A 20,827-nucleotide genomic window follows, 5' to 3' on the forward strand; every position below is an offset into this window, starting at 1 on the left:
AAAGGACATCAAGGAATGTCCTTTTATTTATGTAACATTAATTAGATTTATAAAAACTATAGTATTTTAGTGTTAATGTGATATACTTTTGTTAGTTTAAACTAACATGAAAGGGAGAGATACATACATGGAAGCACAGCAGAATTTACAGTGTACATTAGAAAAGGAAGGATTTCTTGGAACCTTTTTTCCGGGAACAAAGTATGCAGATAAAGCAGTTATATTTGTCGGTGGAAGTGCAGAGAAACGGGATTTTGTAGAAGCACGCGCGAAGCTTCTCGCAGAGGAAGGATTTAGTGTGTTATCGGTTGGATTCTATCTGTGGCCGCCGCTTTCAAAGGATACGGTATTTATTCCGGTTGATTATGCAGAGCGGGCGGTTCATTGGTTAAAGAATAATTGTCCGATCAAGATTACCAGCATCGGAATGACAGGATTATCTCTTGGTGCAGCATATACGTTATTGTGTGCATCATTGATACCGGATATATCCTGTGTGGTATCGGTATCGGGATTTGACTTTGTAGTAGAGGGCTGCAAACATATGGTAGTCAGACAGCATAAATCATATTTCAGTTATCATGGGAAAGATATACCATATGAGCAAGCAGAGGCATTGTCTCATTTAGGTTCGACCTTACGGGCATGGAAAAAGAATCCGAATTACGGATCGAAAGCGATGAACCGTTTTTACTATAATGAATGTTTTAAAGACCGTACGGATGCCAGCCGGATCAAGGTGGAAAATATACAGGGCGATGTGTTGTTGCTTGCACCGGAATATGATGATACATGGCCGTCGGATGAAGCATTTCCAAGAATCATGAGAAAGTTAGAAGAGGTTCATTTCCCTTACAGATACGAATGTGTGATTTATCCGGAAGCAGGTCATTGTCTGACGATGCCGGAGAAAGCGTTGTCGGGAATTGGTGGAGAAGAGAAGATGAACCGGATGTTGGCACACTTTATGACAATGGAAGCCAAATATCCGGAGGGTTGCCGGAAGGCAAGAGCGAAAAGCTGGAATAAGATGGTATCATTTTTTAAAGAAAGTTTCAGTGTGGAATGATTTGCATTGACGATTGCATCGGGGAGGGATTAAAATCAGAATAGAATAGATGCTATAAATAAAGCATTTGAGCAGGCAGAGGGACGGAACTTGAAGTGAAAGCCGACACAACGGTTCATACAGCCTGCAGCAACCGTATCGTTTGCAGATAAGGGTTGTAAATATCTGGACAGAAAGGAAAAATACGATGTTTCACAAAGATTATGAAAGAAAGATCAATCAGTTAGTAAATGAACTGACATTAGAAGAAAAAATAAAGATGATCCATGGTGCGGGTCTGTTCCGCACCGGGGCAGTAGAAAGACTTGGAATCCCCCCAATCGTGATGTCGGATGGTCCGACCGGGGTGCGGTTCGAATTTTTTAATGATAATTGGGGCAGAGCTGGACATAATGATGATGGCGTTACATACTGTCCGAGCAACAGTGCGATTGCAGCAACATGGAACCGGGAGCTGGCAGAAAAATCAGGAACGGTACTTGGTGAAGAAGCCAGAGGACGTGGCAAGGATATCATACTTGCGCCGGGTGTTAATGTTATGCGGACGCCGCTTTGCGGGAGAAATTTTGAGTATTTCAGTGAAGATCCATTTCTGATATCGGAGATGGCAGTTCCGGTGATCAAGGGGATCGAGAGTTCTGACGTGGGTGCCTGTGTAAAACATTTTGCTGTTAATAATCAGGAAACAGAACGGAACTGGGTAAATGTCGAGATCGATGAACGGACGCTCCGTGAGATCTATCTGCCTGCGTTTGAAGCTGCAGTAAAGAAAGCAAATGTAAGATCTATTATGGGTGCTTATAATCTGTTCCGTGGAGTCCATTGTTGTGAAAATAATGAACTGCTCGGTGAGATACTGCGGAAAGAATGGAATTATGACGGTCTGATTGTTTCTGATTGGGGCGGCATCCACGATACAAAGGCTGCCGCAGAAAGCCCGATCGATGTAGAGATGTCGATCTATGCAAATTTCGATGAATACTGCATGGCAGATCCATTGTTAAATGCGGTAAGGAATGGCGAGATCGAAGAGGAAAGAGTTGATGAAAAGGTAAAGAGTATTCTTCGATTCATGCTCCGTGTCAAGATGATCGATATTGTAGAAGCCCAAAGTGGGTACAATGAACAGACGGCTACATATGCTGGCTGCACGGAACAGAAGCCGGCCGTCTATGCGGTTCGTGACTGGAGCCGGAAGAAAGGAAGTTATGATACTTCGGCGCATCAGGATGCAGTGTTAGAGACAGCCAGAGAATCAATTGTACTATTAAAGAATGAAGATCAGAGACTGCCGCTTGCCCCTGAGAAGACACATCGGCTTCTGGTGATCGGACATAATGCAGCAAAGCTTCATTCAAATGGTGGCGGAAGTGCGGAGATTGCGGCACTTTATGAGATCAATCCACTGCTTGGCATTAAGATGGAGCTTGGCGGTAACTGCGAAGTGACCTATGCAGAAGGTTATTATGTACCGGATAAGAACAGACAGCAGGTACTGAACTGGCAGGAGGTAAGTCTGGATGAACTGGCATCGGAGCAGGGTGCTTATGAAGGAAATGATCCGGAAGGACAGAAGATCCAGAAGGCACTTCGTGAAGAAGCAGTTGCACTTGCTTCTGAATATGATGATGTGCTCTTTGTTGGCGGTTTAAATCATGATACAGATGAAGAAGGATACGACAGACCGGATCTTACACTTCCATATCATCAAGATGAATTGATTACGGAGCTTTTAAAAGTGAATCCGAATATGGTCATTGTTATGATGGCAGGGAATCCGGTTGATATGAGTGCATGGATCGATGATGCAAAGTCAATTGTATGGATGAGTTATGCAGGAATGGAAGGCGGCAGAGCACTCGGTGAAATCCTGTTTGGTGAAGTAAATCCATCCGGTAAACTTGTGATGACCATGCCGAAATCTCTTGATCAGGTACCGGCGATGGTTTTTGGAGATTTCCCCGGAAGAACCTTAACGGAAGAAGAACATGAAAGAATGAATGCAAAATTGACGGAAACATACAGAGAAGGTGTATTTGTCGGATATCGGTATTATGACAAATATCAGATCCCGGTACAGTTCCCATTTGGCCATGGATTATCTTATACGACATTTTCCTATGGAGATATGCAGGTAAAAGAGCCGGATGGTCAGACATTTAAGGTACAGATCCCGGTAACAAATACCGGAAAGCTTGCCGGAAAAGAGACGGTAGAGCTGTATGTCGGAGAAGCGGAGGTAAGTCCGGAGAATCCTGTGAAGGAGCTGAAGGGCTTCTGCAAGTTATCACTTGCACCGGGAGAAACAAAGTATGCGGAATTTGAATTGACAGCAGATGCATTTCGTCATTTTGATGAGAAGACGGATGCGTGGAAGGTCATAGCAGGAAGTTATACGATCTATATCGGAAGTTCTGTTTCTGATATTCGATCGGTAACAACCATAACAATAAAATAATGAATAGATAAAATGCCGGTATGAACAAACTGCCTGCCGGTACTATGAAACATCCATAGTGCAGCCGACTGATTTTCATACAATTTTGTGCTATGTCGGAGCTGCAAACGACTTTATCGCAGCGGAGACATATGCATATAAAATAGTATGAAAGAAGGTAGGCAAACGTGATGTTCATAGTACCGGCATGCAGATCGTTCATATCGGCATTGTTTTATTGATATTCGTTGAGCCATTCTATTATGCCGTTTGCGATCGCGGCGGCGTAATCGTCCATGTTATCATCGTAGAGCGCTACGTCTTTTTCGTTGCTGATAAAGCCCATCTCGATGATCAGACTTGTCATATTTGTCTGTTTGATAACGATGTAATCGTTGTCACTGTCAAACTGTGTTCCGGTACGGACACCACGGTTATCGGAGATTCCGACCTTTTCCAGATTGGACAGGATGGTTTCTGCGATTGCGTGATTCTTTTCGGAACCGGAGCTGTAGATCCATGCTTCTACACCACAGGCCTCAGGATTTGCTGCATAGTTCCTGTGGAGTGCCAGATAGAGATCTGCGTCGCAGTCATTTGCAATCGCAGCACGTTCTTCGGAAGAACGGTAGAATCATCATCACGCGTCATGACAACTTTTACTCCGTTTTTCTTTAATAGTTTTGCAACCTTTAAGGAAAGCTTCAGATTTCCGTCTTTTTCATGAATATTATTAATTCCGGTTGCACCGATATCAGAACCGCCATGTCCCGGATCCAGACAGACTGTGTATTTTCCGTCCGGTTTTATGATCGAGACAGCATCCTTGCTGCTTTTTGACCGACTGACCGCCAACAGGACGGACAGAACGATAACGGCGATGAGCAGGACGATGTTGACACCGATCAGGAATTTTATGACAGACCGCATCTGTGTAACGGTCAGTTTCTTTTTTGTTTTTCCAGCCATAATGTATAAAACTGCCGGAGCAGCCCTTTCTGTTTCTAGTTTATTCTCAACTAAGATACTCTAAAATGACCGGATTTTCAATATGCTGGAAAAGATTTAATATTTGTGTATATGGGCAATATACGAAGAAAGATGGAATGACAGGTGACATAATACAGCAATTTATATAGAAAAAACCAAAAGAAACCGATAAATTTCTAAAGATTTCAATATTGTCAAATGAAAATATGAGTGTTACCCTAATATAGGGTGGCAGGGAGAAGATAAGAAAAGGAATAAAAGATGATCGTAGATTTTCATACTCACACATATCCGGATAAAATAGCTTCAAAGACACTTGAACTGTTAGTAAGTAGATCAAAGACAAAGCCGGCATCAGATGGTACACTTGCAGGCTTGCAGCATTCAATGGCGCAAAGCGGCGTTGATATCTCTGTTGTCCTTCCTGTTGTAACCGCATCTCATCAGGTGGAGCGGATCAATACCGTAGCAAAGGCAGTAACAGCCCAGTTTACGGGCAGTGGGGTCTGGTCATTTGGTGGAATCCATCCCGGAAATGATAACTATAAAGAGATTTTAAATGGTATCAAGTCTGCCGGATTAAAGGGAATTAAGCTGCATCCGGATTATCAGAATGCCATGTTCAATGATATCCGTTATAAACGGATCATCAGTTACGCAACAGAGCTTGGTCTGGTCGTTGTGGTTCATGCCGGAGTAGATATCGGACTTCCATCTGTAACACATTGTACACCGGACATGGTGTGCGAAGTATTAGATGAGGTTCAGCCGGAGCGGCTCGTTCTTGCACATATGGGTGGCTGGAATCTCTGGGACGAGGTACTTGCGAAGCTGTGCGGAAGAAATGTATATATGGATACAGCATTTTCCTATGGAGAGATTGCATGGCTTTCGGGTGCTGAACATCGTTGGAAGCTGGCATCGGAGGAGATGTTCCTGAAACTGATCAGAGCACATGGAGCAGACCGGATCGTATTTGGAACAGACAGTCCGTGGACAGATCAGAAGCGGGCCATAAAGGACATACAGGCACTTCCGTTATCAGATGAAGACAAGAAAAAGATCCTTGGAGAAAATGCATTGCAGCTTTTGGGACTGCCGGATGCAGAATAGAAAATATAAAATGAAATATACAATATATTTGAAAGCATTAGAGGATTCATACATAAAAGTAAAATAAATTTCCGATAAATTAGTAAAAATAGACATTGCGCAAAAATTAAAAATGTGTTACAATTTTGTTACAATAAGAAAAGGAGAGAAGATAGCTCCTAAGACATCCGAAATTTAAGTCGTTGTTTTTTTCACAAAAAAATATTCATAAATACAAGGGACTGCCTGTAAGATGGCGGTCCCTTTCCCTTTCTTGTGCAATCAGGTTCCTCTCGTCTAACGACTCGATGATTAGCGGTCGTCAAATTGAAAACAATTTTGTGCAATCAGGTTCCTCTCGTCTAACGACTCGATGAACATTGACCATCATATAGAAATTTGTGCTCTTGCGTTGCAAGCACAATTTCTGCATGATGATTGATTGCACAAAAAAAGAACCAGATCACATCTGGTTCTTAAGAGCTGGGCTACAAGGATTCGAACCTTGAAAATGCTGGAGTCAGAGTCCAGTGCCTTACCATTTGGCGATAGCCCATTGCTGTCAACAGATGATATTATATTATAACAGTTTGAAAAAAGCAAGCACTTTTTTAAAAAAATTACAAAAAGTTATTTATACGCAATGAACACGAAAAATTTGAGAATAAAAATCAATGGAAATAGAAAATCCAGGTAGAAATAATAGCCCGGCTGTTGTATAATGGGAGCACTTGTGGAGATGACATTATAATAGGAAATGGAGAATACATATGTACAGTTTTGATGCGATCGTAAGATACAGCGAAACGCATGGAAGACAGGAAGCAAATGCGGCAACGATAGCAAATTACTTTCAGGATTGTGCGATCTTCGATTCAGAACAGGCAGGAATTGGAATTGAATATCTGAAGGACCATAACCGGGCATGGTTTCTGATCTCGTGGCAGATTGATGTGGAGCGGTATCCGGTATTACAGGAGAAGATCAGGGTTGGAACCTGGGCATATGATTTTAAAGGTTCCATGGGATATCGTAATATAGTTATTCGGGATGAGAATGGAGCGAATATTGTACAGGCAGCTTCCCAGTGGAGTTATATTGATACTGATACGCTTCGTCCTGTAAGAATTGAGCCTGAAGTAGGAGCAGCATATCCTCTTGCAGAAAAGCTTCCGATGGAATATGCTCCGAGAAAGATCCGGCTGATCGAAGGCATGGAAGAGACAGACAGAAGGGTTGTTCTGCCTTATCAGATTGATTCGAATTACCACATGAATAATGAAGCATATATTGCGCTGGCGTTGGAATATATCGATTCGGATGACATGATCTGTCAGATCAGAAGCGAGTATAAGCGGCAGTTTGTAAAAGATGAATGTATCGTAATAAAGAAAGCAGAAAGAGATGATCTGATACAGTTTGTATTTGCAGATGAAGAAGATCAGACCAGATGTATAGTAGAATTTAAAACAAAGAGAACGGGGAGACAGACAGCATGATCAAGATTGGCGAATGGAACCATTTAGAGGTTGTAAAAGAGAAAGATTTCGGCATTTACCTTGCCGAGAAAAAATACGATGACGAGGAAGTTCTGCTTCCGAAGAAACAGGTACCTGCGGGAACAAGAATGGGAGATCAGTTAGATGTATTTATCTATCGTGATTCCGCAGATCGTCTGATCGCAACAACAAATCATCCGATCATAACGATGGGAGAACTTGCAGTATTAAAATGTGTCAATGTGACAGGCATCGGTGCATTTATGGACTGGGGACTGGAAAAAGATATCCTGCTTCCTTTTAAAGAGCAGACAAGCAAGGTAAGGGAAGGTCAGTCGTATCTGGTCCGGATGTATGAGGATCGTTCCAAGCGTTTGTGCGTCAGCATGAAGGTATATGCCTATCTGGAGACACAGTCCCCATATAAGGCAGGGGATTCCGTAAGTGGAACGGTATTTGAATTTAATCAGAATCTGGGAGCCTTTGTTGCGGTTGATAATCGTTATTCAGCCCTGATCCCGATGAAGGAGATCCATTCCCGGATCAATGTGGGTGAGACGGTAGAAGCCCGTGTGGCAAATGTCAGAGAAGACGGCAAACTCAATCTGAGTTTACAGAAGCCGATCCGTGAACAGATCAACAATGACAGCGAGATGGTATACAATATCATCGAAAGCTATGGAGGAACCTTACCATTTAATGACAAGGCAGATAAAGAAGTGATCGAGAAAGAGTTCGGACTCAGCAAGAATGCATTTAAGCGTGCGGTCGGACATCTGTTAAAAGAGGGTAAGATCCGGATCACAGAGAAGAACATTATCATCAAATAATGTATTCATAAATGAGAAGGAATGTTCAGGAGAAACAAAAAGACAGCTGTGCATGTTATATGGCTGAAAAGTACCAGGAAATGAAAGGATGAATATGAGTAATTTCAAGGTTGAATTAAAAAAAGTAGTAGATGACAGCTATGAGATTGAAATCGGATATGAGCTGGAACAGAAGCTGATTGATGATCTGAAGGCCGGTCTGGTTGGAAAAATATCTAAATTTGTAGTAGTTACAGACAGCAATGTAAAAGAGCTGTATGCGGACAAGATTTATAAGATGCTTGAAGAAGCAGGATACAAGGCAGATCTTATCAGTTTTCCGGCAGGAGAACTGAGCAAGACCAGAGCGACAAAGGAGTATGTAGAAGATACCATGCTTGCAAAGGGATATCGGAGAGATTGCTGCATTATCGCCGTTGGCGGTGGTGTGGTGACAGATCTTGCAGGATTTGTAGCCGGAACCTATGGCAGAGGAATTCCATTTATCAATTATGCAACGACGTTACTTGCGGCCGCGGATGCATCCGTGGGAGGAAAGACAGCGGTCGATACACCGCTTGCAACCAATCTGATCGGACTGTTTAATCAGCCGCAGAAGGTATATCTGGATATCGCAACATGGAAGACACTTCCACAGCGACAGTTATCTTCAGGTCTTGCAGAGACGATCAAGCATGCCTGCCTTGCAGACAGGGAATTCTTCGATTATCTGTCAGAGCATATCAAAGATGTGCTTGCAGTAAAGGACGAGGTATGCAGACATATCGCGGAGAAGAACTGCGAGATCAAATATCAGGTCGTTATGAAGGACGAGCGGGAAAGCGGTTTGCGTGAGGTTTTGAACCTTGGACATACGGTTGGAAGAGCCATCGAGACAGTCAGTGATTATAAGCTGCTGCATGGAGAAGCCGTTGCGATCGGTCTGGTTGCAGAGGTGAAGATGGCAGAATATTTTGGCTACTGTACAGCAGAGGATGAAGCAGCTATGGTTGCCATGTTGAAGCAGGCAGATCTTCCAACGGAGATTCCGGATTATATTGACCGTGACGCTCTGGTTAAGAAGCTGTATACCGATAAGAAGGTCAGAGACGGACATTTGCGTTTCGTTTTACAGCATGGAATCGGCGCGATCGAGGTATTTGATGGTGACCAGTACGCAAAAGCCATACCGGAGAGTCTGGCAAGAGAGATTATTATGGAGATGTAGGCATTAAATTTCAGGAGGATATAAAAATGGATAAGAAGATAATCAGCACAGAGAAAGCACCACAGGCAATCGGACCATATTCACAGGCAATCGTTGCTAACGGATTTTTATTTACATCAGGAATGGTTCCGATCGATCCTGCAACGAATCAGTTAGTAGAAGGAGATATCACAGTTCAGGCAAAACAGGCAATCTCAAATCTGAAGAATCTGATCGAGGCATCCGGTTCATCCTGTGACAAGGTTGTAAAGACTACAGTATTTATTAAGGATATGAACCAGTTCTCAATTATCAACGATATTTACAAAGAATATTTCAACAAAGATTTCCCTGCACGTTCTTGTGTAGAAGTTGCAAGACTTCCAAAAGACGTACTGATTGAGATCGAAGCAGTAGCAGTTGTATAAATAAAGATTATAAAATGATGGTGTGGCAGATGTATGAATGATATCTGCCACATTATTATAAGAGGGTATATGGAGACAAGAAAGAAAATTTTTGGAGCTGAATGTTTGTTTACAGCATTGATCGCAGTTTACGAGGTCGTAACGGTGCTGGCGTTATTTACAGATCTGTTTTCCGGCATCACGATAAAACAAAACATATTATTCAGTCAGAGCCTGATATTTGTACCAACAGTGTTATATCTGTTCATCATGAGAAAGCATGTAAAGGATATCATCTGGTTTCGGAAATTTCATCCGTTGACACTCCTGCTGCTTCCACCGCTGGTTCTGTTTATGGAGCCACTTATTACATTGTTAAATGCAATTTCAATGTTATTTGTGCGAAATGAGATCAGTAATGCAGCTTCAGCATTGGTTGATCATAATACACTTGGAACTTCGCTTTTTTTCATGGCATTTTTGCCGTGTGTGATAGAAGAACTGGCGTATCGTGGTGTTATGTTCGGAAGCTTTCATGAAGCCGGCAGATTAAAGGCCATATTGATGTCAGGCTTTTTATTTGGACTGATGCATATGAATTTTAATCAGATGGCATATGCGGTTGTGATCGGTCTGATCTTTGGATTTGTTGTAGAAGCAACCGGAAGCATTATTCCAACAATGATCATGCATTTTCTGATCAATGGTTTTTCTGTTGTTATAAAGCATATTGCAAATATCATTCCGGCGTTAAAAGATCAGGCAGAAAATACAGAAGTAACACAGACGATGCTGCTCAGCACGATCCGGGCATATATACCTATGGCACTGGTTGGCACTGTAATATCAGCAGGAATTATTTATCTGCTTGCAGTCATAAATGGCAGAAAGGAGAGCTTCGCCGCTGTATTCACCGAACCTTTTAATCGGTACGATGAAAATGGCAAAAAGCTTCGACTGCTTACCCCGCTTATGATCGTGGTCATCCTCTACTGCCTGATCCGCTGCGTTGTCGAAGAATTTTTATTTTAAGCATAAAACATCAGCTATCCCCATTCTGCAGAAGTTTAAGGTATTGAGCTTAAGGATTCCCTTTGTTTGAATACCTGTCTGCAAAGACTTGTTCCGTTTTCTATGATCTGTACATGTCTGATTCGCTCATGCTCCTGTGCTAACTCGTCCTTCGGACTCAAACAAGCACTCGCATTCGCTGACAATGTACATCTCATAACGAAAACTCCACAAATGTCTTTTCAGGCAGATATTAAAACGCAGAGAATCCTTAAGAATCAACAAAAATAAAACTGCGGAATGACGATAGCTGATATTTCTTTTTAGAACGCCTACCAAAATAATTCTATCAGATACCAGATAGCATTTATTTGGTGGGCGTTTTGTCGTTATATGTAAATGAGTGAAAAAATGTTCGCAAATGTTTACGAGTTTAAAAAGTGAGCGGACTGTGTATAGCAGGAATGATTACAGCAGAAAAAATCCCCCCGCAGAAACAATAAAAAGCTAAGATGATGAACAGAAAAATACACCATTCGATATACAGGGATTTATCCAGTTTCGGGTGTTGGTGTTTCCACTATGAAAAACGTTCGCGAGAGTTTCGTTATGAGATGCATATTGTCAGTAAATACGAGTGCCTGTTTGAGCCGAAGGCGAGTTGGCACAGGAGTATTTACGAATCAGACATATGCATCGAATAGGAAGCGAGCGAGTTTATCATAGTGGAGATATCAATAGCAGAAATTGGATAATCCCGTAAAGGTAAATGGTGTATTTTTCGTTCGGCTAGTCCTCGTTGCAGATCAGACCGTAGAAGGAGATCAGGTACAGCCCGGCGATACCAACGAGTGTGTAGATGATTCTGGAAAAGGCGGAGCCGGTTCCGAATAAAGCATCTACAAGATTAAAATTAAAGATTCCGATGATACCCCAAACGATCGCCCCAACGATCACAAGAGTAAGACAAATAACATTAAATACTTTCATGGCATTCCTCTCTGATTTCTAATTATTTGGACATTAGTTTTTGGCAAGGCGTCGCAAAATTAATGGTTCCATATCTCTAGTTTGTGCGAACATGAAAAAAATATACTGCCATTATAAGGGAAAATGTATACATAGGATGAAGGTATAAAAAGAAAAAATATAACATAATGAATCTGGCGACAAAAATTTATTTGAAGCAAATATAAAAATCAGTTGACAGGGTACAAACATAATGTTATATTAAAAACAACATATGAACAGATATTCAAATGTTCAATAAAACAACGAGAGGAGGAACAGAATGAATACGGACAGCAGGGAAGCATGTGAATGCAAAGAGAACGATATTGCTGAGATCACCGCTGAGATTAATGAGATGATGCCGGACGAAGAGAATCTGTATGATCTGGCCGAGTTGTTTAAAGTATTTGGCGATTCTACCAGAATCCAGATCTTATACACACTGCTGGATCATGAAAAAAGTGTTGGTGACATCGCAGAAGAGCTTGGAATGAATGCATCTGCCATTTCTCATCAATTAAGAGTGTTAAAACAGGCGAAGCTGATCAAGAACCGCAGAGCCGGAAAGAATATGTTTTATGAGCTTGCCGATGACCATGTAGCAGTGATCATGCGAATGGGACTTGAGCATATATTTGAATAATAAGAAAGGTTAAAGGTAGATATTATGAAGAAGAGATATAATTTAAGTGATGTAGATTGCGCAAATTGTGCAGCAAAGATGGAGGAGCAGATCAGCAAGTTACCGGGTGTTAACAGCGCATCTATCAGCTTTATGGCACAGAAACTTACATTAGACGCAGACGAAGATAAATTAGACGAGATCTTAAAGCAGGCAGAAAAGATCATCAAGAGCATTGATGAGGAAGCTACGATCGAATATTAGAAATAATGCAGATCTGAACATTAAGACGTTACAGATTTACATAAGCTGAAAGAGAAGATAAAATAAGAAAATTATCGCAGATAGCAGAAAAAAGGTGATGGATTATGAGTAAGAAGCAGAAAAAGATGTTAATTCGAATCATCGTTGCACTGGTGGTATTTATCGTATGCGAGATTGCAGAGAAGCTCATCCATTTGAATGGAGTGTGGGATACAGTTGTAAAGGCTGCGATGTTCGCAGTACCATATCTGATGGCAGGATATGATGTCCTTTTAAAGGCAATCAAAAATATCAGCAAGGGTCATGTATTTGACGAAAACTTCCTGATGGCAGTTGCAACTGTAGGCGCATACGGAACCGGAGAATTTGGCGAGGCGGCAGCCGTTATGCTGTTCTATCAGGTCGGAGAATGGTTCCAGAAATATGCAGTCAACAGATCAAGAGCCAGTATCACAGATTTGATGAACATTATGCCGGAATATGCAAATATTGAAAAAGACGGACAGATCGTTCAGGTAGAACCGGAGACAGTTGCGATCGGTGATATCATCATCGTACAGCCGGGTGAAAAAGTTCCTCTCGACGGTACTGTCATCGAAGGTGAAACATTTGTAGATACAGCAGCGCTTACCGGTGAATCCGTACCTAGAAAGCTGTCTGTTGGTGACGAAGTGTTAAGTGGCGTGATTAACCAGAACGGTGTGATTCGTGTCAAGGTATCAAAGGAATTTGACGATTCGACCGTATCGAAGATTTTGGAACTGGTGGAAAATGCAAGTACGAGAAAAGCACAGTACGAGCAGTTCATTACCAGATTTGCAAAATACTATACACCGATCGTATGTTTCCTTGCACTTGCAGTAGCGATCATTCCGCCGATCTTTGTAGGTGAATTTGGCAAATGGTTTCACCGGGCACTGATCTTTCTGGTAGTATCCTGTCCATGTGCATTGGTCATCTCCATTCCACTTAGTTTCTTCAGTGGAATCGGCGGAGCATCCAAGGCAGGTATCCTTGTAAAAGGAAGTAACTATCTGGAGCTTCTGGGTAAAGCAAAGATTGCCGTATTTGATAAGACCGGAACTCTGACAAAGGGTGTATTCAAGGTTGTAGAGACATGCGCAAATGGAATCAGTGAAGATGATCTTCTGGAGCTTGCAGCATATGGCGAGTATTACTCCAACCATCCGATCGCAGCATCGATCAAGGCTGCATATAAGGGAACGGTACAGATCGACCACCTCGATGGATATGAGGAAATCTCCGGAATGGGTATCAAGGTCTTAAAAGATGGAAAAGAAGTGTTAGTCGGAAATAAAAAGCTTTTGGATTCCAGGAAGATATCCATGGCAGGAGTAAAACAGCCATCCAAGGTTGGAACAGTCCTTTTCGTAGCGGAAAATGGTGCATATAAGGGATGTATCACGATCGCTGATGAGATCAAGGATGGCGTTAAGGATGCGATCGCATCAATCAAGAAATGTGGAATTGATAATGTTGTTATGCTGACCGGTGATAAGAAAGAGGTTGCTGACAGTGTAGCAAAAGAGCTTGGCATTGATACTGTATGTGCAGAGCTGATGCCGGGGGATAAGGTAGATAAAGTAGAACAGCTTCTCCGCGAGAAGGATGAAGACAGTACATTGATCTTCACCGGTGACGGAATCAATGATGCGCCTGTTTTATGCGTGCCGATGTCGGTATCGCAATGGGAGCTATGGGTCAGGATGCTGCGATCGAAGCAGCAGACATCGTATTGATCGATGATGATCCGGGCAAGATTGCCGTAGCATATGCAATTGCCAGAAAGACGGTTCGTATCGTGCAGCAGAACATTGTGTTTGCACTTGCTGTCAAGATCATTGTTATGGTACTCGGTGCCCTTGGTTTTGCAAATATGTGGGCAGCGGTATTCGCCGATGTCGGTGTTGCCTTCCTCGCGATCATCAACGCAACCCGCGCGCTGAAGCCATGATGTATAAATAAAAATACCATATAAGCATGAGACATCTATATCTTTATTACGCAGAACACTTTCGTTCTATTCTCACGCAGCGGTTCTAACCTCACTGCCTATGGCAGTTCACTAAGAACCGGCGTTCGAATAGGTCTGCTACATAAAATATAGATGTCTCATTTCTTTTATATGGTATTTTTAATTTGTTGCTTATGACGAGAGCGTTTCAAACTATAGATCTATGAATAAATCAAGATGATTCGAAAGCGAATACTTTATAACTGGTGTGTTTTCATATTGAGAATTTGAATAAAAATAGAAGACCGTCTTACTATTATGAAGCAAGCCTGTTTCAACGCCGGTTCTTAGTGAGTCGCCAAAGGCGAGGAGCTTAGTACCGTTGCGTTGAAATAGAGTGCAAACGACTTGCGTAATAATAGGTAAGACGATCTTCTTTTTTTCATAGATTTATGAAAACACACCAGTTGTAAAGTGTTCGCATAAACTACTGCTCTTCGTGAGCGAGTGCCGCAGCAACAAAGCCTTTGAAAAGCGGATGTGCTTTATTTGGTCTGGACTTGAATTCCGGATGTGCCTGAGTTCCGATGAACCAAGGATGATCCGGAATCTCGATCATCTCAACGATGTGACCGTCAGGAGAGAGACCAACCAGTTCCATACCATTATCTGTTAAAGCCTTACGGTAGTCATTGTTGACTTCATATCTATGTCTGTGACGCTCATGGATGTATTCTGTGCCATAGAGCTCATAGGATTTGGAATCTTTGCTGAGTACACATGGGTAAGAACCAAGTCTTAATGTTCCACCGAGATCTGTTACATCATGCTGATTCGGCATGATATGAATAACCTGATGGAAAGAGTTTGGATTGAATTCTGAGCTGTGTGCATCTGCATAACCAAGGACATGTCTTGCAAATTCAACGATCGTGAGCTGCATACCGAGACACAGACCAAGGTAAGGAACCTTTTTCTCTCTTGCATACTGGATTGCGGTGATCATGCCTTCGATACCTCTGTCACCAAAACCGCCCGGAACGAGGATTCCATCGACGTCACCCAGTGTTTCTTCCACATTTTCAGGAGTTACAAGTTCGGAATCTACCCATTTGATCTCGACCTCGGCATCGTTTGCAACACCGGCATGCTTTAAGGATTCAACAACGGAAATGTATGCATCATGCAGTGAGACATATTTGCCGACGAGAGCAACACGAACCTTTTTTTCCGGATTCTTCCATGCAGTGATCATATCATTCCATTCCTTCCATGCATGTGGTTCCGGAGCAGGACAATCCATGTGTAAGCATTTGCATACAACATCAGCGAGATGCTCTTTCTCCATAGCGAGAGGAACTTCATATAATACATCAACATCCAGATTCTGGATGACATTCTGGCTAGGTACATTACAGAATAATGCAATCTTATCCTTTAAGCCCTGATCCAGTGGATAATCAGAACGGCAGACCAGAATATCCGGCTGGATACCCATTCCCTGCAGGTTCTTAACACTCGCCTGCGTTGGCTTTGTCTTTAATTCACCGGAAGCTTTCAGATAAGGAATCAGAGTAACGTGGATCATAATGCAATTCTCATGTCCGACGTCATGTGTGAACTGACGGATTGCCTCTAAGAAAGGCTGGCTCTCGATATCGCCGACCGTACCGCCAATTTCGATGATCGCAACCTCGGTATCTTTTGCATCCGGATTCCGATAGAAGCGCTCTTTAATTTCATTTGTTATATGTGGAACTACCTGTACGGTGTGTCCGCCGAAGTCGCCGTGGCGTTCTTTCTGTAAGATACTCCAGTAAATCTTACCGGTCGTAACATTCGAATTCTTATTCAGACTTTCATCGATAAAACGCTCATAATGACCAAGATCCAGATCCGTCTCCGCACCATCATCGGTTACGAATACTTCACCATGCTGAATCGGGTTCATGGTACCCGGATCCATGTTGATGTATGGATCGAATTTCTGGCTGGTAACCTTGTAGCCTCTCATTTTGAGCAGACGACCAAGGGAGGCAGCAGTGATACCTTTACCAAGACCGGATACGACACCGCCTGTGACAAACACGTACTTAATAGGCATAATAATTTCCTCCTGATATATTCTAAAAACGCATAGACATACGCTCTCATTAAAAAAACACTCATTATTATACGAGAGCATTTTTCAAAAGTCAATCAGCCGTATCGAAAAACAGGATGTATCCGGCATAAAAATATGGTATGATAGTATATAAGAAGTCAAACTTAATAAAATTATGGAAAAATATTTACAAACTTTAGAAAATAAAGTTAAAAATATACATTTGACAGGAAAATGAAGTGAGAAGACGGGAGATCTCGATGGGAGCAATTCAGTTTATCCATATCAGTGATGTGAATATCGGACGAAAAGCAGACAAATTACTGTTCGGACAGACCTGTGAAAAGGACGGGATAACGACCTTGAAACAGGTTGTTTCTGATGCAGGAAAATTACAGGCTGATTTTGTATTTATCACAGGGGATCTCTTTGACCATCCGGCAACAGAAGAAGATCTTGCGTGGATTGATGAGATATTTCTGCCGCTTGATAAAACGGCGGTCATTTATTGTCAGGGAGATCATGATTACATGAAATCAGATAGTGCACTTACGGGCTATTCTTTCCGGTCAAATATTTATGTGGCAGGCTGCAGCGAGTATCGGAATCCGGTTCCGGCAGGCTCTGCAATATATGGAGTAAAGCATGAAAATGCAACTGCCATGATCGATGTTATCCGGTTTCCGAAAAAAAATGCGGTACTTTATTGTGCCGGCTATTATAGTGCCGGAGCGCAGATGGCAGTTTTAGATGAACTGACACCGGCGGATGATGAGATGACAAATATTCTGCTGGCTCATGCCGGAAATCATGGTGCGATACCGATCGATTATCCGATGATCCGGAAAGCAGGATTTGATTATATCGGATTAGGACATGAAGCTTCCTATAAGAATATGTACAATGGCAGGATCTGCTATCCGGGGGCACTGGAACCGGGTAATAACAGGGAGACCGGACCGCATGGCTATGTGCAGGGAAAGTTATCAGATGGCGTGGTATCGGTACGGCTTGTGCCTGCATCACAAAAGGAATATAAGACGATCCGCTATCCGGTCAGTAATTATATGTCAGATGAAGAACTGGCAGATGAATTGCATCGTATTATTGCAAGAGAGGGAGAAAAAAATATTTATTCGATCTATCTGGTACGACCGGAAAAATGTGAGAAGACCTTTCATTTGCAGGAGGCACTGGCCACTTACCGGATTGCCGCGCTGATCGGAGAAGTGTATCAGCGTGAGGATTATGATGAATACAGAAAAGCAAACCGGGGAAATGCATTTGGACGATTGCTTGATAAACTGGATGCCGACTCTCCGATCCGGGAGGATGGGGCGAAGCTGGCAGTTGACCTTGTTATAGAACGATCAAAGATATACACCAGAAGCAGCCGGAAAATGAATGACCGGCTTTATGAGGAAACGATCCGGGTAGTGCTTGAGAATCTGAAACAGGGTATGGATAAACTCCGTACCTCAAAGGATATTCAGGAATATGAACAGGCAAAGGAACGGCTGGCAGAAAGTCCGGATGTACTGGAACGCTTAAATGAAGCATGGGCAATGGAACGGAAGAACAAACTGGAGCTTCTGACTGCCCGGAACAATCAGGCGCAGATCGTACCAAGACACAGAAGCAAATGGATACGAACCGGTATCCGTGCCGCCATTGTTCCATTTGTCATATTCTGTATCATGGTATTGTTCCTGATGCCACGGGCGTACATTCAAATGTCAGAGCGTATGAATGGTACAGATGTGGTTCGTTTTCTGGTTACATCAATACTTGCAATCGTGCTCTGCTTTGTGGTCGGTTACGTATTTGCGCGACTGATCGATCAGAATAAGGCAGACGGAATACGAAAAGAACGCGCAGATGCAGAACGGCTTGAACGCGAGTTGGCTGCAAAAGGCGAGCAGCTTCACGAAGTCAGAACCGGATATCAGTTACAGGACACGAAGCGGCGAGAAATCCAGTCGGATGTGAATGCCAGAGAAGATCTTGTAGCGCAGACGATCTACAAGCTTCAGGTGATGGAAGAAGCGATGCGGATGTTAGAATAAAAAGAAAAAGGGCACTTGAAAAACAGGTACCCTAGGATACTAACATATTTGCCAGCAGGATACTTACGACGATCCCTGCACCGAGAGACAACAGGGCGCAGGGGATGATATATCGGGATTTGCGGACTTTGGCAGCCATCAGATATACAGACATCGTATAGAATAAAGATTCCGTACAGCTAAGGATAATGGCAGCGGTGAGTCCTTCTCTGGAATCAGGTCCATAGTCGTTAAAGATATTTAGCATCAGACTGGTGGCAGACCCGGAGGAGAACAGCTTCGTTATAATGACGGGGATCACACAATCCGGGGTATGTATGAGAGAAGCAATCGGCTTCAGCGCGGTTGTGATCAGGTCAAGGGCGCCGGAATCATTCAAGATTCGCACAGCCACAAATAGACCAATCAGTGTTGGAACTAATTCGACTACGATCTTCATTCCATCAAATGCCCCATCAATAAAATCTTCATAGACATTCGTCTTTTTAATACAGCCATATAACACAACAGCAGATATGACCATCGGGATGATACTGTTTGAGATTGTTGTCAGCATATTCATTTTCCCCTCTTATTTATAATGACAGCCAGCAGGACGGCAACGGCGGTGGAGCAGACCGTTGCGATGATGCCGGGCAGGATAATGGCGGTAGGATGTTCAGAGCCATAGGTTGCACGATAGGCAATGATATTTACCGGGATCAGTTGCAGCGAAGAAATATTCAGAATCAGGAAGACGCACATCTCACGGCTGGCAGATTTGCTTCCCTTGTTGTCCTTAGCCAGCTCCTGCATTGCCTTTAGTGCCGGCGGTGTTGCAGCCCACCCAAGCCCTACGATATTTGCAATGATATTCGTACACATATATTCATATGCCGGATGCTCCGGGGAAAGTCTCGGGAATAAGAGCTTCATGACAGGGAACATTTTCGATGACCATTTCTTCATCAGACCGGTGCGCTCTGCGATCTTCATAATTCCACACCACATCGTAACGATTCCAAGCATGGTAATACAGAGTGAAACGGCGTCACTCCCGGCATCAATGATACCTGCATTCACATCTTCCATATGCCCGGTCAGAAGTGCGGTGATAATACCGACTAAGATCATGGCAGCCCAGATCAGATTAATCATAGAAGCCCCTTTGATTTTGCTTTTACATAATGAATATATGCGGGAATATGGGGGAAGTATGCTATAGTATTATCGATTTTTAAATTCATACAATGTGAATTTTATATATTCTATATTGCAATAATATCAGAATAACGATAAAATAATGATAATATATTAACAACAAGAAGCATGGAATAAAAAGGAGTGATAAAAATGATACAGATTAGACCGGTTTCAGATCTTAGAAATAAGTTCCCTGAAATTGAAACAATTGTGAATAGTGGAAAGCCTGTATATTTAACGAAAAATGGATATGGGGCGATGGTTGTTTTAAGTATGGAAGAGTATGCTAATCTTACAGAGAATGTTGAAATGAAACTTGATGAAGCTGACAGACAGGCAAAAGCGACAGATAAAAGACTTTCACATGAAGAAGTATTTAGCAAAGCAAGAAGTGTGATGGATGCAAGATAAAATCTACAAGCTAAGATATTTGACAGATTAAACAATCCGGTAGCGTTTGAACCATATCATTCCAGAAAAAAACGTGAATATCCATATTACCGGATCTATGTAAGAAATTATGTGATTTATTATGTGGTAATTGATGATATTATGGAAGTACGACGGTTATTGTATGGTGCAAGAAATATAGAAAATTTGTTAAATTAATACATATAAAAAGAGCAGTAAAATTATCAGATTTACTGCTCTTTTTATATGTATTCGTCTCAATCATCCTGTAATATGTCACATTTTCACATTTTCCCCATAAAGTATAGAGAGATGAATAATATGTAAATTCAGGAGGTATATTCATTTGGAACAGTATAGAAACTGCAACAGAAATGGCGGCAGATATCCTGCTCAGCCAAATCTCATGATGCAATATGCAAATAACCGCAATGCCTCTTCCTGCAATGGAAACCGTCAGGGCACAGGCGGCTGTCCTTCCAGACAGGATCATTGCGAAACAACAAGAAAGGATGTAGAGACCTGTGCAGATTCAGTCCGCATCCGATTGGTATGGCGTATGTGCCAAGTCAGGAATTTGGGGAACTCTATGATGCGAAAAAGGGTCTGTGCGAAGGAACCATGTTCCCGGATCTGAATCTGATCTTTTGTGGTGTAAGGGGGAAATAGGC

The 20,827-nt window shown here is 42.4% G+C and carries 20 protein-coding genes, 1 tRNA gene and 1 pseudogene; 14 read left to right on the forward strand and 8 right to left on the reverse strand.

What is annotated here, in order from left to right; genetic code table 11:
* The first annotated feature begins 127 nt into the window (after nt 1-127).
* Entirely contained in the window at nt 128-1,069 is a 942-nt protein-coding gene (locus DW959_RS10675) for an acyl-CoA thioester hydrolase/BAAT C-terminal domain-containing protein (RefSeq protein WP_182430078.1), read from the forward strand.
* Between the two features lie 187 nt (nt 1,070-1,256).
* Nucleotides 1,257-3,527: a glycoside hydrolase family 3 C-terminal domain-containing protein gene (locus DW959_RS10680; protein WP_118616101.1), complete on the forward strand. Its 2,271-nt coding sequence runs from the start codon at nt 1,257-1,259 to the stop codon at nt 3,525-3,527.
* Nucleotides 3,528-3,741: 214 nt separating this feature from the next.
* On the opposite strand, the gene DW959_RS14640 is transcribed toward DW959_RS10680, so the two are convergent.
* Both DW959_RS14640 and DW959_RS14645 read right to left on the reverse strand, forming a co-directional pair.
* The gene (locus tag DW959_RS14640) at nt 3,742-4,110 is read right to left on the reverse strand and encodes an N-acetylmuramoyl-L-alanine amidase (protein WP_347475355.1); all 369 of its coding nucleotides are present in this window, start codon (nt 4,108-4,110) and stop codon (nt 3,742-3,744) included.
* Nucleotides 4,032-4,475, reverse strand: a complete 444-nt coding sequence (locus tag DW959_RS14645) for an N-acetylmuramoyl-L-alanine amidase (RefSeq protein ID WP_243023381.1) — start codon at nt 4,473-4,475, stop codon at nt 4,032-4,034. Before DW959_RS14645 ends, DW959_RS14640 begins: the two co-directional genes overlap by 79 nt.
* 282 nt (nt 4,476-4,757) lie before the next feature.
* Between DW959_RS14645 and DW959_RS10690 the strand changes: the two genes are divergently transcribed.
* A complete protein-coding gene (locus tag DW959_RS10690) occupies nt 4,758-5,609 on the forward strand; it encodes an amidohydrolase family protein (RefSeq protein WP_118616103.1) in 852 nt (283 codons plus the stop codon).
* Nucleotides 5,610-6,071: 462 nt separating this feature from the next.
* Here DW959_RS10690 and DW959_RS10695 read toward each other — a convergent pair.
* Nucleotides 6,072-6,144, reverse strand: a tRNA-Gln gene (locus DW959_RS10695).
* Nucleotides 6,145-6,358: 214 nt separating this feature from the next.
* On the opposite strand from DW959_RS10695, the gene DW959_RS10700 reads away from it, so the two are divergent.
* The 5 genes from DW959_RS10700 to DW959_RS10720 all read left to right on the forward strand — a co-directional run bounded on the left by DW959_RS10700 (nt 6,359) and on the right by DW959_RS10720 (nt 10,542).
* Nucleotides 6,359-7,087 carry an acyl-ACP thioesterase domain-containing protein gene (locus DW959_RS10700; protein WP_118616105.1) on the forward strand — a complete coding sequence of 243 codons (729 nt, stop codon included), beginning with the start codon at nt 6,359-6,361 and terminating at the stop codon, nt 7,085-7,087.
* A complete protein-coding gene (locus tag DW959_RS10705; RefSeq protein WP_021943623.1) occupies nt 7,084-7,917 on the forward strand; it encodes a S1-like domain-containing RNA-binding protein in 834 nt (277 codons plus the stop codon). The genes DW959_RS10700 and DW959_RS10705 overlap by 4 nt, the downstream gene beginning before the upstream one ends.
* Before the next feature lie 94 nt (nt 7,918-8,011).
* Nucleotides 8,012-9,124 (forward strand): 3-dehydroquinate synthase, encoded by a 1,113-nt coding sequence (aroB, locus tag DW959_RS10710; protein ID WP_118616191.1) that lies wholly within the window; start codon nt 8,012-8,014, stop codon nt 9,122-9,124.
* A 26-nt stretch (nt 9,125-9,150) separates the two neighbouring features.
* On the forward strand, nt 9,151-9,531 hold the full coding sequence (locus DW959_RS10715; RefSeq protein ID WP_008401150.1) for a RidA family protein: 381 nt from the start codon (nt 9,151-9,153) through the stop codon (nt 9,529-9,531).
* 69 nt (nt 9,532-9,600) lie between these two features.
* Nucleotides 9,601-10,542 carry a type II CAAX endopeptidase family protein gene (locus tag DW959_RS10720; protein ID WP_182430079.1) on the forward strand — a complete coding sequence of 314 codons (942 nt, stop codon included), beginning with the start codon at nt 9,601-9,603 and terminating at the stop codon, nt 10,540-10,542.
* A gap of 35 nt (nt 10,543-10,577) precedes the next feature.
* On the opposite strand, the gene DW959_RS14220 is transcribed toward DW959_RS10720, so the two are convergent.
* Entirely contained in the window at nt 10,578-10,739 is a 162-nt protein-coding gene (locus tag DW959_RS14220) for a hypothetical protein (RefSeq protein ID WP_182430080.1), read from the reverse strand.
* A gap of 571 nt (nt 10,740-11,310) precedes the next feature.
* Nucleotides 11,311-11,511, reverse strand: coding sequence for a DUF378 domain-containing protein (locus DW959_RS10725; protein WP_008401155.1), 201 nt, complete (start codon nt 11,509-11,511; stop codon nt 11,311-11,313).
* Nucleotides 11,512-11,812: 301 nt separating this feature from the next.
* On the opposite strand from DW959_RS10725, the gene DW959_RS10730 reads away from it, so the two are divergent.
* The 3 genes and pseudogenes from DW959_RS10730 (at nt 11,813) to DW959_RS10740 (ending at nt 14,393) form a co-directional block, all read left to right on the forward strand.
* Entirely contained in the window at nt 11,813-12,175 is a 363-nt protein-coding gene (locus tag DW959_RS10730) for a metalloregulator ArsR/SmtB family transcription factor (protein WP_021943626.1), read from the forward strand.
* Between the two features lie 24 nt (nt 12,176-12,199).
* The gene (locus tag DW959_RS10735; RefSeq protein ID WP_021943627.1) at nt 12,200-12,418 is read left to right on the forward strand and encodes a heavy-metal-associated domain-containing protein; all 219 of its coding nucleotides are present in this window, start codon (nt 12,200-12,202) and stop codon (nt 12,416-12,418) included.
* Nucleotides 12,419-12,522: 104 nt separating this feature from the next.
* Nucleotides 12,523-14,393: pseudogene (locus DW959_RS10740) on the forward strand (heavy metal translocating P-type ATPase).
* Nucleotides 14,394-14,880: 487 nt separating this feature from the next.
* On the opposite strand, the gene DW959_RS10745 reads toward DW959_RS10740, so the two are convergent.
* The gene (locus tag DW959_RS10745) at nt 14,881-16,497 is read right to left on the reverse strand and encodes a CTP synthase (protein WP_117822915.1); all 1,617 of its coding nucleotides are present in this window, start codon (nt 16,495-16,497) and stop codon (nt 14,881-14,883) included.
* A 260-nt stretch (nt 16,498-16,757) separates the two neighbouring features.
* Here DW959_RS10745 and DW959_RS10750 point away from each other — a divergent pair, with 260 nt between their 5' ends.
* Nucleotides 16,758-18,563: a metallophosphoesterase gene (locus tag DW959_RS10750; RefSeq protein ID WP_118616109.1), complete on the forward strand. Its 1,806-nt coding sequence runs from the start codon at nt 16,758-16,760 to the stop codon at nt 18,561-18,563.
* Nucleotides 18,564-18,594: 31 nt separating this feature from the next.
* Here the strand turns inward: DW959_RS10750 and DW959_RS10755 are convergent, their stop codons facing one another.
* A complete protein-coding gene (locus tag DW959_RS10755; protein WP_226801035.1) occupies nt 18,595-19,125 on the reverse strand; it encodes a nucleoside recognition domain-containing protein in 531 nt (176 codons plus the stop codon).
* Entirely contained in the window at nt 19,122-19,700 is a 579-nt protein-coding gene (locus DW959_RS10760) for a nucleoside recognition protein (RefSeq protein ID WP_118616111.1), read from the reverse strand. Before DW959_RS10760 ends, DW959_RS10755 begins: the two co-directional genes overlap by 4 nt.
* Nucleotides 19,701-19,895: 195 nt before the next feature.
* Here DW959_RS10760 and DW959_RS10765 point away from each other — a divergent pair, with 195 nt between their 5' ends.
* Nucleotides 19,896-20,156, forward strand: a complete 261-nt coding sequence (locus DW959_RS10765) for a type II toxin-antitoxin system prevent-host-death family antitoxin (protein WP_117785330.1) — start codon at nt 19,896-19,898, stop codon at nt 20,154-20,156.
* 492 nt (nt 20,157-20,648) lie between these two features.
* A complete protein-coding gene (locus DW959_RS10775) occupies nt 20,649-20,825 on the forward strand; it encodes a spore coat associated protein CotJA (protein WP_243023382.1) in 177 nt (58 codons plus the stop codon).
* Nucleotides 20,826-20,827 lie beyond the last annotated feature (2 nt).

This window comes from Clostridium sp. AM46-21 (assembly GCF_003480025.1).
Taxonomy (GTDB): domain Bacteria; phylum Bacillota; class Clostridia; order Lachnospirales; family Lachnospiraceae; genus Coprococcus; species Coprococcus ammoniilyticus.